8 protein-coding genes are annotated in these 12,601 nt (G+C 64.1%); 3 read left to right on the forward strand and 5 right to left on the reverse strand.

All coding sequences use genetic code 11. The annotated features are described in order from the left end of the window. Window positions 1–4 precede the first annotated feature (4 nt). Window positions 5–3,751: a translocation/assembly module TamB domain-containing protein gene (locus PY254_RS16165; protein WP_281013077.1), complete on the forward strand. Its 3,747-nt coding sequence runs from the start codon at window positions 5–7 to the stop codon at window positions 3,749–3,751. Window positions 3,752–3,888: 137 nt separating this feature from the next. Then, entirely contained in the window at window positions 3,889–5,940 is a 2,052-nt protein-coding gene (locus tag PY254_RS16170) for a M13 family metallopeptidase (RefSeq protein ID WP_281013078.1), read from the forward strand. 104 nt (window positions 5,941–6,044) lie between these two features. Here PY254_RS16170 and PY254_RS16175 read toward each other — a convergent pair whose 3' ends face one another. The 4 genes from PY254_RS16175 to PY254_RS16190 all read right to left on the reverse strand — a co-directional run bounded on the left by PY254_RS16175 (window position 6,045) and on the right by PY254_RS16190 (window position 8,722). Then, complete coding sequence (locus PY254_RS16175; RefSeq protein ID WP_281013079.1) at window positions 6,045–6,398, reverse strand: YciI family protein; 354 nt, start codon at window positions 6,396–6,398, stop codon at window positions 6,045–6,047. Between the two features lie 37 nt (window positions 6,399–6,435). Continuing rightward, a complete protein-coding gene (locus PY254_RS16180; protein WP_281013080.1) occupies window positions 6,436–7,701 on the reverse strand; it encodes an RNA polymerase sigma factor in 1,266 nt (421 codons plus the stop codon). Window positions 7,702–7,796: 95 nt separating this feature from the next. Continuing rightward, window positions 7,797–8,210, reverse strand: coding sequence for a YciI family protein (locus PY254_RS16185; RefSeq protein WP_281013081.1), 414 nt, complete (start codon window positions 8,208–8,210; stop codon window positions 7,797–7,799). A gap of 86 nt (window positions 8,211–8,296) precedes the next feature. Continuing rightward, window positions 8,297–8,722, reverse strand: coding sequence for a VOC family protein (locus PY254_RS16190; RefSeq protein ID WP_281013082.1), 426 nt, complete (start codon window positions 8,720–8,722; stop codon window positions 8,297–8,299). 230 nt (window positions 8,723–8,952) lie between these two features. On the opposite strand from PY254_RS16190, the gene PY254_RS16195 reads away from it, so the two are divergent. Further along, on the forward strand, window positions 8,953–11,964 hold the full coding sequence (locus tag PY254_RS16195) for a ligand-binding sensor domain-containing diguanylate cyclase (RefSeq protein ID WP_281013083.1): 3,012 nt from the start codon (window positions 8,953–8,955) through the stop codon (window positions 11,962–11,964). 183 nt (window positions 11,965–12,147) lie between these two features. Here the strand turns inward: PY254_RS16195 and PY254_RS16200 are convergent, their stop codons facing one another. Beyond that, window positions 12,148–12,594, reverse strand: coding sequence for a DUF1801 domain-containing protein (locus tag PY254_RS16200; protein ID WP_281013084.1), 447 nt, complete (start codon window positions 12,592–12,594; stop codon window positions 12,148–12,150). Between the last annotated feature and the right edge of the window lie 7 nt (window positions 12,595–12,601).

Below are 12,601 nucleotides of genomic sequence, written 5' to 3' on the forward strand. Positions count from 1 at the left end.
AAGCATGAAGTGGCTCAAGCGCATTGCCATGGCCGTTGCTGCGCTGTTGCTGCTCGTGGCGGCGGCACTGTGGTGGCTGCTCGGCACCAGCGCAGGCCTGCGCTTCGCGTTGGCGCGGGCGCAGTCCGCCACTGCGGGCGCACTGCATGTACAGCAAGCCAGCGGTCGACTGATCGGCCCGCTCGATCTCGCCGGCGTGCGCTATGACGATGGCCAAGGCACGGTCGTGACCCTGGCGACGGCACGGCTGGACCTGCGCCTGTGGCCACTGCTGGTGAAACGTGTTCATGTGCTGGCGCTGGATGCCGATGGCGTCGAGGTCAGCCTGCCGGCGCCGGCCGCCGACAAGCGCAGCAACAACAGCTTCACGCTGCAACCGCCGCTCGAGATCATTTTCGATCGCGCGCACGTCGGCAGCGTGAAGGTGAGCCAGGCTGGCAAGCTGGTGTTCGCTTCGAACCGACTCGATCTGGCCGGTCGCTGGAGCAACGACGGCATCGAAGTGCATCAACTGGTGCTGCAGGCTCCTGATGGCCACGTCAACCTCAATGGCTTGCTGGTATTGGGCACGCCGTACCACGGCAACGGCAAGGCAAGCTTTGCCTGGAAAGTGGGTGAGACCGAATACGCCGGCAGCCTCGATGCGCACAGCGACGGCAAGCAGGCGCAGCTCGACATCCAACTCAGCGCACCCATGCCAATCCGCTTGCAGCTCGCGCTTGCCCAGGGCGGTGACTACGCCTGGACCGGCAAGCTCGATGCGCCACGCTTTGATCCGACGCCGGTGTTGGGCGCAGGCTCGCTGAAAGCCGTCGCGATCGCACTGCAAGGTCAGGGCGACCGCTACAGCGGCGCGCTCGATGGGCGGGTGGATCTCAACGACTATCAGCTTCTGCTGCAGCCATTGCGCGCCCAGCTCAGCCACGACTATCGCACCCTCACCTTGCAGCAACTCAAGCTCGGCTCACCGCAAATCAAGGGCAGCGTGGAGGCCAGCGGCACGGTACAGCTGGGCGCAACGCCGCTCAGTGCCGCGCTGGACATCCGCTGGAACGACTTGCTGCTACCGGCCGATCTCGCCGGCCAGCCACTGGCCAGCCACGGCGAGCTCCACGCCAGCGGCAGTATCGAAAACTACCAAGCCACGGGTGACGTACGTATCGGTCCGCCCGGCAAGCTGGCGGCGCTGACGCTGGATCTGGATGGCACGCCAAAACTCATCAACCTGCACGCGCTTGCCCTGAAACAGGCGCACGGTGGACTGCAGGCAAACGGCACGCTGACCCTGCAGCCGACACTGGCATGGCAGGCTGAGGCAACCGCCGACAAGCTCGATCCCGGCCAGTTGTTTGCCGGCTGGAACGGCGCGCTGGATTTCGACATCGCCAGCCACGGCAGCCTGCCGCAAGATGGCCCCGACGCCACGCTGGAAATCCGCCAGCTCGGGGGCAAGTTGCGCGACCGCGCGGTGAACGGCCACGGCAAGCTGCACCTGTCACCTGACGAAGTGGTGGACGGCCAGCTGGATCTTGGCTCGGCGCGCAGCACAATCCACATCGTCGGCAAACCGGGCAAGCGCAACGATATCGACCTGACGCTTGCAATCGCCTCGTTGAGTGACTGGCTGCCCAATGCCGGCGGACGTCTGGATGGCCATTTCAAGATCGCTGGTACGCAGCCAAAACTGAGCATCAACGGTCAACTGCACGGCCAGACCTTGTCGTGGCAACAGGAAAAGGCCGACACCTTGCAGCTGATCGTCGGCATGCCGGATATCAGCCACCCGGCCGGCAAGATCGAGCTGCAGACCAGCAACGTCTACCTGCAGGGCTTGTTGTTCCAGCAACTGCACCTGTTGGCCGAAGGCAGCCAGCAGGACCATCGGCTGCAGCTGGACGCGCGTGGCACCCAGTTGTCGGGCCGGCTCGACTTGCGCGGTTCGCTGAAGGGCCAGGCATGGAAAGGCACGCTGTCCACACTGAACCTGGAGCCGCAAGGCATTCCGCCATGGCGACTGCTGCAACCCAGCCAGCTCGCTTACAACGACGGCGCGATGAGCCTGTCCGAACTCTGCCTCAGCGCGGGTGATCCGCAACTGTGCCTGACCGCGAAGCAGGACAAGCCCGGCAACCTCGACGCCAGTTACCGGTTGCAGGCCTTGCCACTGGCGCTGCTGCTGAATGCCAGCGGCAATGCGGATCTTCCCCTGCGTGCCGAAGGCATCCTGGAAGGCAGTGGACAGCTTCGTCGCAGTGCGAAAGGTGTACTCAGCGGCACGGCCTCGATCCGTTCCGCACAAGGCACCATCAGCTATACCGACCAGGCCGATGCGCCATTGCTGCATTACGGCCAGTTGCGCGTTGAAGCACAGCTCGCACCAGCCAGTCAGCGCATCGAGGCGCATGCCGGGCTCGATGATGGCGGTCGACTGGATGGCCAGCTCACCATCACCGGTGCGCAGCAGACACTGGGCGGTCAACTCGACCTGCAACTGAACAACCTCGCCTTCATCGAACTTTTCAGCAGCGAGGTGGCCAACGTCAAAGGCCGCGCCAGCGGCAGTTTCCGTTTCGGCGGCACGCTGAAACAGCCGGCCATCTTCGGCCAGGCCAACACAAGCGACTTCGCCGCGGAGCTGCCTTCGGCCGGACTCAAGTTGAGCGAAGGCCAGCTGGTTGTCAGCACCAGCGATGCCAGGCAGTTTCTGGTCCAGGGCAGTGTGAAATCCGGCAAGGGCAGCATGACGATCAACGGCAGCGCCGGTCTCGGCGTGGGAGCGCAAACCTCTCTAAGCTTGAAGGGTAGCCAATTCACCGCCGCGGATATCCCGGCCGCCAAGGTGGTTGTCTCACCTGACCTCACCTTGAAGCAGGACGCCAAGGGCATCGTGATTGGCGGCTCACTCGCCATCGACAGTGCCGACGTGAATGCCGAGAAGTTGCCCGGCGCTGGCGCTACCCAGGCGTCGCCCGACGTGGTGGTCGTCGACGAGAAGCAACAACAGGAAGCCGCCAGCAAGCTGCCGATCAGCGCCGTGGTCAAGGTCGATCTGGGCCACAACACGCATATCGTGGGGATGGGCTTGAACGGCACGGTGGCCGGCCTGCTTACGGTGATTGAACGGCCCGGCCGCGCCACCGTCGGCCAGGGCCAGATCGCCGTGAACGGCACTTACCGCGCCTACGGCCAGGACCTCACCATCCAGCGCGGCCAACTGCTGTTCGCCAGCACGCCGATCGACAACCCCGGCCTGAACATCCGCGCGGTACGCAAACTCAATCCCAACGCCACCATCGACGAAGGCCAGGAAGTCGGCCTGCTGGTTTCGGGCACCGCCCAACGGCCGGTGCTTACCGTGTTCTCCAATCCGGTGATGGAACAATCCGACGCGCTGTCCTACCTGGTCACCGGCAAACCGCTGTCGCAGGTGAAAGGCGGCGAAGGCGACATGGTCGGCGCCGCCGCGCAGGCGCTGGGTTCAGCCGCCGGCGATCTGCTGGCCAAGAGCATTGGCTCGAAGCTGGGCGTGGATGACATCGGCGTTTCCAGCAATGAAGCGCTTGGCGGCAGCTCCGCGTTTACCGTGGGCAAGTTCCTGTCACCACGGCTGTACCTGAGTTACGGCGTCGGCCTGTTCGAACCGGGCGAAGTGATCACGCTGCGCTATCGGCTCAGCAAGCGCTGGAACTTCGAGGCGCAGCAGGCCACCGAATTCAGTCGCGCCAGCCTCAACTATCGGATCGAAAGATAGTACGGACGTCCGTCAGGTGGGCGGCATGTGTGCGTTCTACGCAACGACCGCCCACCACCACGCTTGCTGACGGCAACTCATGCAGGGCGTGTCGACATGGCGCACTATGGGCGAGACCTTTCGACGGAGACGAACTCATGCAACAGATGCGTTGGATTCTAGGTGCAGCGATCCTGTGCAGCGCGCCGGCATGGGCCGCCACACCGGTCAGTCGCCCGATCGGCATTGACCTCAAGGGCATCGACCATGACGTGAAGCCGGGCGACAACTTCTTCCGCTACGCCAATGGCGACTGGCTGAAGACCGCGCAGATTCCTGCTGACCGCTCCAGCACCGGCAGCTTTTACAAGATGTTCGAGCAGTCCGAGAAGAACACTGCCGAATTGATCCGCAACGCGGGCGCCAGTCACCCGGCCGCCGGCAGCAATGCACGCAAGATCGCCGACTATTACGCCGCGTGGATGGACACCGCCACCATCGAAAAGCGCGGCCTTGCGGCGATCAAGCCCGAGCTGGCCCAGGTCGAGGCGATCGCCTCGCGCGAGGACCTGGCCCGCGTGCTCGGCAGCCGCCTGCGCGCCGACGTCGACCCGATCAACGCCACCAACTACCACACACAGAATCTGTTCGGCCTGTTCGTGACGCAGGGGTTGGAGGACCCGTCACACAACATCGCCTATCTGCTGCAAGGCGGCCTCGGCCTGCCCAGCCGCGACTACTACCTGTCCAACGACCCGCACATGGTCGAGGCGCGCGGCAAGTACCTCAGCTATGTTGCTGCCCTGTTGCAGCAGGCGGGCGTGGACGACGCGCAAGCCAAGGCCACCGGCATCGTCGTGCTGGAAACAAAAATCGCCAACGCACAGGCCAGCCTGATCGACAGCGAGAACATCCACAAGGCGAACAACCTGTGGAGCCCGGCCGATTTCGGCAGCAAGGCGCCCGGGCTCGACTGGCCTGTTTATTTCAAGGCTGCGGGCCTGCAGAGCCAGTCACAGATCGACGCCTGGCAGCCCGGCGCCATCACCAGCCTGTCCGCGCTCACTGCCAGCGAACCGTTGCAGGCATGGAAAGATCTGCTGGCTTTCCACACGATCAACCAGGCTGCCGACCTGCTGCCCAAGGCCTACGCGGATCTCAGTTTCGATTTCTACGTGCGCACCCTGCAGGGCACGCCGATGGAACAGCCGCGCTGGAAACGCGCTGTCGGCGCCACCAACGCGCAACTGGGTGACGCCGTTGGTCAGTTGTATGTGAAAAACTATTTCCCGGCCTCGTCGAAGGCGGAAATCGAGCAGCTGGTGAAGAACCTGATCGCGGCGTTCCATGACCGCATCGATACGCTGAGCTGGATGACCCCGGCCACGCGCGCCAAGGCCAAGGACAAGCTCGACACCTTGCGGGTCGGCGTGGGCTATCCCGATACATGGCGTGACTACAGTTCGCTGGAAATTCGCGCCAATGACGCGCTCGGCAACAGTTTGCGCGCCAAAAAGTTCGAGTTCGAACACCAGCGGGCGAAACTGGGCCAGCCGGTGGACAAGGGCGAATGGTGGATGACCCCGCAAACCGTCAACGCGGTGAACCTGCCGCTGCAGAATGCACTGAATTTCCCGGCGGCGATCTTGCAGCCGCCGTTCTTCGACCCGAAGTCTGACGCTGCTGCCAACTACGGCTCGATCGGCGCGATCATCGGCCACGAAATCAGCCACAGCTTCGACAATCTCGGTGCCGAGTTCGACGCGCAGGGCAAGCTGGACAACTGGTGGACACCGGAAGACCTGGCCCACTTCCAGGCCGCCGGCCAGCAACTGGTTGCACAATTCAACCAGTACGAAGCGCTGCCCGGCTTGCACGTGAACGGTGAACAGACGCTGGGCGAAAACATCGCCGACGTCTCCGGCCTCACCATTGCCTATCTCGCCTACCAGAAATCACTCGACGGCAAACCCGCGCCGGTGATCGATGGCCTCACCGGCGACCAGCGTTTCTTCATCGCGTTCGGCCAGTCCTGGCGCGGCAAGATCCGTGATGCCGCGCTGCGCCAGCGACTGGCCACCGACGTCCACGCACCGGGCGATTTCCGCGCCGAAACCGTACGCAACCTCGATCAGTGGTATCCCGCGTTCAAGGTGAAACCGAGTGAGAAGCTGTATCTGGCACCGCAGGATCGAGTGAAAATCTGGTAGTCCTGCTGATCGACTGCAATCACCAAGGGCCGCACTTTCGTGCGGCCCTTGCGTTATGCAACCCGGTGAAGTCGCTTCGTACGGCGTGCTGCGTGACGACCGCGCTATTCGTAACAAGTGCCAGTCTGTCGCACCTCGATGGTGGCCCACTCTGCCGCCGGACATGCGGCAGCGATGGCCAGCGCTTCGTCGCGACTGGCTACATCGACAAGAAAGAAGCCACCGATCATCTCGCGCGCTTCGGTAAACGGGCCATCCACAATGCGGCGCTCGCCGTCACGTACGGCCAGGCGAAAACCTTCGCTCTCGGAGCGAAGTGCCTCCGCAGCGATCAGTACGCCGCGCTGCTGCAGGCCGGCACCGAAATCGACCATGCGCTGATAGAACTGCTGGCCCTGTTCGAGCGTACGTTCGCCACGTTGGCCACGGGGTTCAAGAATGGTCAGCAGATAGGACATGGCGAGCAGTTCCTTGATTTTTGAAGATCGGAGTTCGTCAGCTGAGTGGGCCGAGCGCAGCAGCACGCTGGAGCAGCATGGCGCGCTCACGCTGATTATTCGCCAGCGCCGCGGCCTGCTCGAACGCAGCGTGCGCATCGGCCAGCCGACCCAGTCGCTCGAGCAGGTCACCACGCACGCTTGGCAGCAAATGATAGCCGGCCATGCGTGGTTCATCGGCCAACGTTTCGAGCATGTCGAGCCCGGCTTGTGGCCCATCAAGCATGGCCAACGCCACCGCACGATTGAGCTGCACCACCGGCGACGGTGCCACGCGTTGCAAACGCGCATACAGCGCCACGATCCGCGCCCAGTCGGTGGCATCGTAGTGCTCGGCACGCGCGTGACACGCGGCGAGCGCCGCCTGCAGCGCATACGGACCCTCGGCCCCACCCAGGGTTTCGGCGTGCGCCAAGGCCGCCAGCCCGCGACGCATGCTCGACGCATCCCAGCGCGTACGATCCTGCGCGGCGAGCAGGATCGGCTGGCCCTCGGCATCCACGCGGGCAGCGAAGCGTGATACCTGCAATTCCATCAGCGCCAGCAGTCCGTGGACTTCCGGCTCGGCCGGCGCCAGCGACACGATCGTGCGGGCCAGCCGCAGCGCTTGGGTACACAGCAGCGGCCGTATCCAGTCCGCTCCGCTGGTGGCGGCGTAGCCCTCGTTGAAAATCAGGTAGACCACTTCCAGCGCTGACGATAGTCGCGGCCCCAGTTCCGCCGCCGGCGGCAATTCGAACGGCACCTGTTGCTCGGCCAGCACGCGCTTGGCGCGCACGATGCGCTGGGCCACGGTGGCCTCGGGCACCAGGAAGGCCCGCGCGATTTCCGGCGTGGTGAGCCCGCCGAGTACGCGCAAGGTCAGCGCCACGCGCGCATCGCTGGACAACACCGGATGACAGGCGGTGAACACCAGCCGCAGCAGGTCATCGCCGATGTCGTCGTCCGCGTCGACGACGTGATGGTCTGGTGGCAGCAGCACGGTCATCTCGTATTCCAACTGCTCATGCTTGCGCGACGCCAACGTGGCGTGACGCAGAATGTCGATGGCGCGACGGCGGGCCGTGGTCTGCAACCATGCGCCGGGTCGCTCCGGTACGCCGTTGACGGGCCAGCTTTCCAATGCAGCAACCAGCGCGTCCTGGGCCACCTCTTCGGCGAGCCCGAAGTCCCGCAGCGTGCGGGCGAGGCTGCCGATCAGTCGCGGCGCCTCGATACGCCAGACCGCTTCGATCCGTCGACGGCTGTCTTCATTTACTGGCATGGCGACCGATCAAAGCATCACCACCAGCGCGGCGCAAGACGCGCCTGCCCGGCCGCGCGCAAGTCGTCGTGGTCGCGGCCACGCCAATGCGAACGTCACGCATGCGATCCAGTCGACGTTGCGCACCCGGCCGCAGCGACGCGTACGTCCTCCGGAAAATCAGCCATCTCCTGCACCTGGCGCACTTCGATCACTTCGTTCGCGCCGGCTGGGCATCGTCGCGCCCATTCGATCGCCTCCGGCAACGAGCCGACGTCGATCATCCAGTAACCGCCGAGCACTTCCCTGGTCTCGGTGATTGGGTCGTCGACAACCCCCGCGCGTCCCTCGGCGAAACTGATCCGTGCGCCCATCGACGGTGGGTGCAGGCCGTCCAGTCCAAGCAGCACGCCCGCGTGCTGCAACTCGCGGCTATAGATCATCATCCGGTGAACGGCCTCCGGATCGGGCATCGTGCCGGGGGCGGCGTGTTCGTAGCCATGGGGAATCATCAGCAACATGAAACGCATGGTGGTTTCCTCGACAAGAGTGGGCGCAGCGAAGCCACGCCATGCGGGCGCGTGGCGGGATCAAACATAGCGAAAGACGTTATGGATTACGCACCCGGAGCGGCCTTCGCCACCACGATGATCCATTCCACGCCAAGGCGGTCGGTGAGCATGCCGAAGCTGGAGGCAAAGAAGCTTTCCGACAGCGGCATCTGCACCTTGCCAGCAACGGCCAACGCATCGAACAGCCGCCGGGCCTGGGCATCGTCGGCAGCATTCAGTGTCAGCGAGACGCCCTTGAATTCCGGGTGCCCCGTGGCGAAGCCGTCCGAGCACAGCACCTGGCTATCGCCGATCTGCAGGCAGGCATGCATCACCTTGTCCGGTGGCGGCACCGCGCCACCACAATCGGCCCCTGCCGGTGCATCCCGGAAACGCATCAGCATGAGCACGTTGGCACCAAGCACTTCACGGTATAACTCGATCGCCTCATCACAGCGACCATCGAAATAGACATAGGGTTGGATATGCATGCAGGGTTCTCCATTGGCGGGACGCGAGCGTGGACTTCGGCTCTCCCCCCTACGACGAACCAACATCGAGAAAATCGACATGCCTGGCCGGGCTGGCGTCGACAAAGTCTGCGCCATGAATGGCCAGTGTTACTCTGCCAATGAAGGCTGCCTAGGGCGCATTCAGCATTCCCGTACGTGTTGGATAGAACTTGATGACAAAAAGATCTGGGTGGCTGATGCGGCTAGCCATGGCGACCATCATGGCGTTGGGCCTGACGCACCCGCCGTCGTTGCGCGCCACGCCGGCGAAACAAGGGCCGCAGGCGCTCGACTTGTTCGACCTGGGCGCGCCGTCGTTCACCACCTTCACCACGCGTGACGGCTTGCCCGATCCCGTGGCGGTCACCATCCGAACGGATCGGCAAGGCATCGTCTGGGCCGGCACGCCGCATGGGCTGGCGTGGTACGACGGCAAGCGCTGGCATCCGCTTGACGACCCCACCTTGGGCGGCTACATCAACCAATTGTTTGTCGATGATGGCGGCACCTTGTGGGTCAGCGGCAGCACCTTTGGCCTGGCGCGCAGGGTCGGCAAGCAGTGGCATGTCGAAGGTGTTGACGACGGCCTGACCAGTCGCAGCGTGCGCCGGCTGGTTGAAACAACGGATCACGGAAAGAAGCGCCTGTGGGCGGTGTCGCCCAACAAGGGTTTGTACTATCGCGAGCACGGCCGCTGGCACGCGGACCCCGGCAACGCGCAGCTTCCGCTCGCCTCCTTTCTATCACTGGCGCAAACCCAGAACTTGTACGGACACGAACGATTGTGGCTCGCCACGGTCGATCGTGGCCTGTGGTATCGCGAAGGGGACGGCCGCTGGCAGCATTTCAGCCGTCCCGGCTTCGCGGCCGGCAACGGCATGGCCTATCTGCTGGCAACCAACCACGATGGACACGAAGCGCTTTGGATATCGGTGTTCAATTCCGGGCTCTGGCGGCTGGATGAGCATGGCGTGCGCCACTGGAGTGTGGAGAGCGGCGACTTGCCCACCGACGTGCTGTACAACATGGTCGAAACGCCGGTTGCCAACGGCAGCTACGCCGTGTGGGCTTCGTCGCGCAACGGCTTGATCCGCATCTATCGGGACCGCGTACAGGTATACGACCGACGCTACGGCCTGCAGTCAAACGCCATCCGCGGCCTCAGCGCCTGGCGCAGCCCGAATGGCACCTATGTGCTGTGGGCGGCAACCGAGGAAGGCGTCGCGCGCACCATCGTGGATGAAGGGCAGTGGAAGACGGTCTCGTTGATGGGTGCGCGGCAGACCGGCGTACTCAGTGTGTTGGTGGACGAAGACGAACAAGGCAACCGACGCTTGTGGGTCGGCTCGGATGGTGAGGGGCTGGGACTCTACGAAGACCATCACTGGCGCTACTTCAACAAGGCTGGCGGGCAACTTCCTGACGCCGACGTCAGCATGATTGTTCGCGCCGCTGACCCACTGGGCGTAGCCACCATATGGCTTGGAACCGGCAACGGCCGGCTGCTGCGCGCACGCCCTGGACCGGTGTTCGAACCGGTAACCACGCCCTGGCCGCACGAACCGGGGCAACGCCTGAACGACACGCTCAGCCGCCACATCGATGGCCATGTGGAGCAATGGTTTGCCACCGATGCCTCCGGCGTGTATCGCCTTCGTGATGGCAAATGGACGGCTTTCCGTCCAAAATCCGTGGTCGGTGAATGGTCGGTACAGGCGCTGCTCGCCCAGACCACCGCGTACGGCCAGTCATGGCTATGGGCCACCAGCGCGCAGGGGCTGGCCCGGTTTGATGGCAATACATGGACGCTGCTGGGACAGGATATTGGCCTGCCCGGTGGCAGCCTGCTCGGCATCCGGCTGATTCCGGACGCGCGCGGCCGACCGATTCTCTGGCTCGGCAGCACGCGTCACGGCATCATCCGTGTCGACATCAGCGACGCACTGCATCCACGTACCCTGCCTGCGGATCTGCCACCGCCGCCCGACCTGACCGCCGACGGTGCGCTGGCCGACACGCATGGCCACATCTACATCTGCACCGACTCGGGCGTGCAACGACTCACACCGGATGCGGGCGGTTACCAGTCACAGGTGTTCACCGTCCGCGATGGCATGGTGAACAACGAATGCAACCGCAATGCGCAATTCATCGACGGGCATGACCGGTTCTGGACCGGCACGCTGGGCGGGCTGATGGTGCACGACCCGAGCCAGATGAAGCCGGACCGGGACGCCAAGCCGCTCAAGCTGATCGAGGTCAGTGTGGACGACGTGCCGGTGGACGGCGAGCAGATCACCATTCCGCCCGGCCACCACGACCTGCGCGTGGACTTTGCCCTGCTGTCGTGGCAACACGAAGACGAGTCGCGCTTTCGCACCTGGCTGGAAGGTTTCAGCACGACGCCAGGGCCGTGGACCAGCGAGAACTTCCGCGAGATCGGCGCGCTGCCGGCCGGTAGCTACGTGCTGCACATCGAGGCACGCGACCATGCCGGCAATCTCAGCACGCCGATCCTGTTGCACATCACCGTCGAACGTTGGTGGTGGCAGCGTCTATGGGCCAGCCTGCTGTTCGCCACAGCGGCCGCGTTGGTGGTCGCCGGCTTGTTGCGCTGGCGTACACATGCCCTGCGCCGCCGACAGCATGCGCTGGAACAGCGCATCGATGCCCGTACGGCAGACCTGAACAGCGCCAACCGGCAGTTGCTGGAGCTTTCCCGACGTGACGCACTGACCGGGGTGTTCAACCGGCGCTGGCTGATGGAGTCCTTGCAACAGGCTTCCAGCGGCGAGCGCCGCGGCGCCGTGGCGTCACTGATCTTCATCGACGTGGACCACTTCAAACACTTCAACGACACCTTCGGACATCTGGCCGGTGATCAGGCCTTGCGGCTGGTGGCCGCCGCCATTGGCCGATGCGTGTCGGCCGAGGTCATCCTCGCCCGCTACGGCGGCGAGGAATTTGCCTGCCTGCTGTTCAACAAGCAACTGCTTGAAGCGTGCGCGCTCGCCGAAAAAATTCGTGCCGAAGTAGCACACCAACCGGTGACGCTGGCTGGAGTCGGCGCCTATCCGGTGACCATCAGCGTTGGCGTGGCCTGCCGAAAACTGGACTCCGACGCCGATACGGAAACCTTGCTGCGCCAGGCCGACGAGGCGCAATACGACGCCAAGCGCGCCGGTCGCAATTGCGTGCGCAGCACACCGCGCGAGCCGTAAGCAAAGCCCCTAGGAGCGTGGCCGGCAGAAACGCAAGCGGCTGCGGCATCGCGGTCGGGGCCAGCTCTTCCGCTCTTTTTCGTTAAGTAGCTACGGCTATTCGCCTCAAATGATCGAACAACCTGACTCAAATCCGCGTTGCCTCGCTCGGCTGGTTTCTACCGCCCACACTCCCAGCCGATCTCATGCGCCGTCGCGTCGCAGCGGCTTCTTTCTGCCAACACGTGCGGCCGTGGTAGCGACATTCGCTGCAACGGCCGCACGGACCAGTTGCTTGAACGCAGCGGCGTTGATTTGCTCCCCTTCGCGCAAGTCGATTGCACGCCGGGTGCCACCTTCCAGACTGGCGTTGAACAACAGCTTCGGATCATGGATGGCAGCCCCGCGGGCAAAGGTCAGCTTCAGCTTGTCCTTGTACGAATCACCGGTGCAGACGATGCCGTCATGTGACCACACCGGCGTGCCGCCACCGGTCGGCTTGACCCACTTCCATTCCTCGCAGATAGCCGGGTCGGCCGCATGGATAAGTTGGCGAACAGACGCCAACATCTCGCTGCGCCAGTCGCCCAACGTCTCGATCCGCTGCGTGATGTGCGCCTTTGCGGCGCCTTCGTCCGGTGTCGCTGCCATCATCTGT

This window comes from Rhodanobacter sp. AS-Z3, from assembly GCF_029224025.1.
GTDB lineage: Bacteria > Pseudomonadota > Gammaproteobacteria > Xanthomonadales > Rhodanobacteraceae > Rhodanobacter.

Excerpts from the sequence above, each read along its gene's own strand:
- PY254_RS16165 (WP_281013077.1), top strand. The coding sequence starts at position 5 with ATGAAGTGGCTCAAGCGCATTGCCATGGCCGTTGCTGCGCTGTTGCTG.
- PY254_RS16170 (WP_281013078.1), top strand. The coding sequence starts at position 3,889 with ATGCAACAGATGCGTTGGATTCTAGGTGCAGCGATCCTGTGCAGCGCG.
- PY254_RS16175 (WP_281013079.1), bottom strand. The coding sequence starts at position 6,398 with ATGTCCTATCTGCTGACCATTCTTGAACCCCGTGGCCAACGTGGCGAA.
- PY254_RS16180 (WP_281013080.1), bottom strand. The coding sequence starts at position 7,701 with ATGCCAGTAAATGAAGACAGCCGTCGACGGATCGAAGCGGTCTGGCGT.
- PY254_RS16185 (WP_281013081.1), bottom strand. The coding sequence starts at position 8,210 with ATGCGTTTCATGTTGCTGATGATTCCCCATGGCTACGAACACGCCGCC.
- PY254_RS16190 (WP_281013082.1), bottom strand. The coding sequence starts at position 8,722 with ATGCATATCCAACCCTATGTCTATTTCGATGGTCGCTGTGATGAGGCG.
- PY254_RS16195 (WP_281013083.1), top strand. The coding sequence starts at position 8,953 with ATGGCGACCATCATGGCGTTGGGCCTGACGCACCCGCCGTCGTTGCGC.
- PY254_RS16200 (WP_281013084.1), bottom strand. The coding sequence starts at position 12,594 with ATGGCAGCGACACCGGACGAAGGCGCCGCAAAGGCGCACATCACGCAG.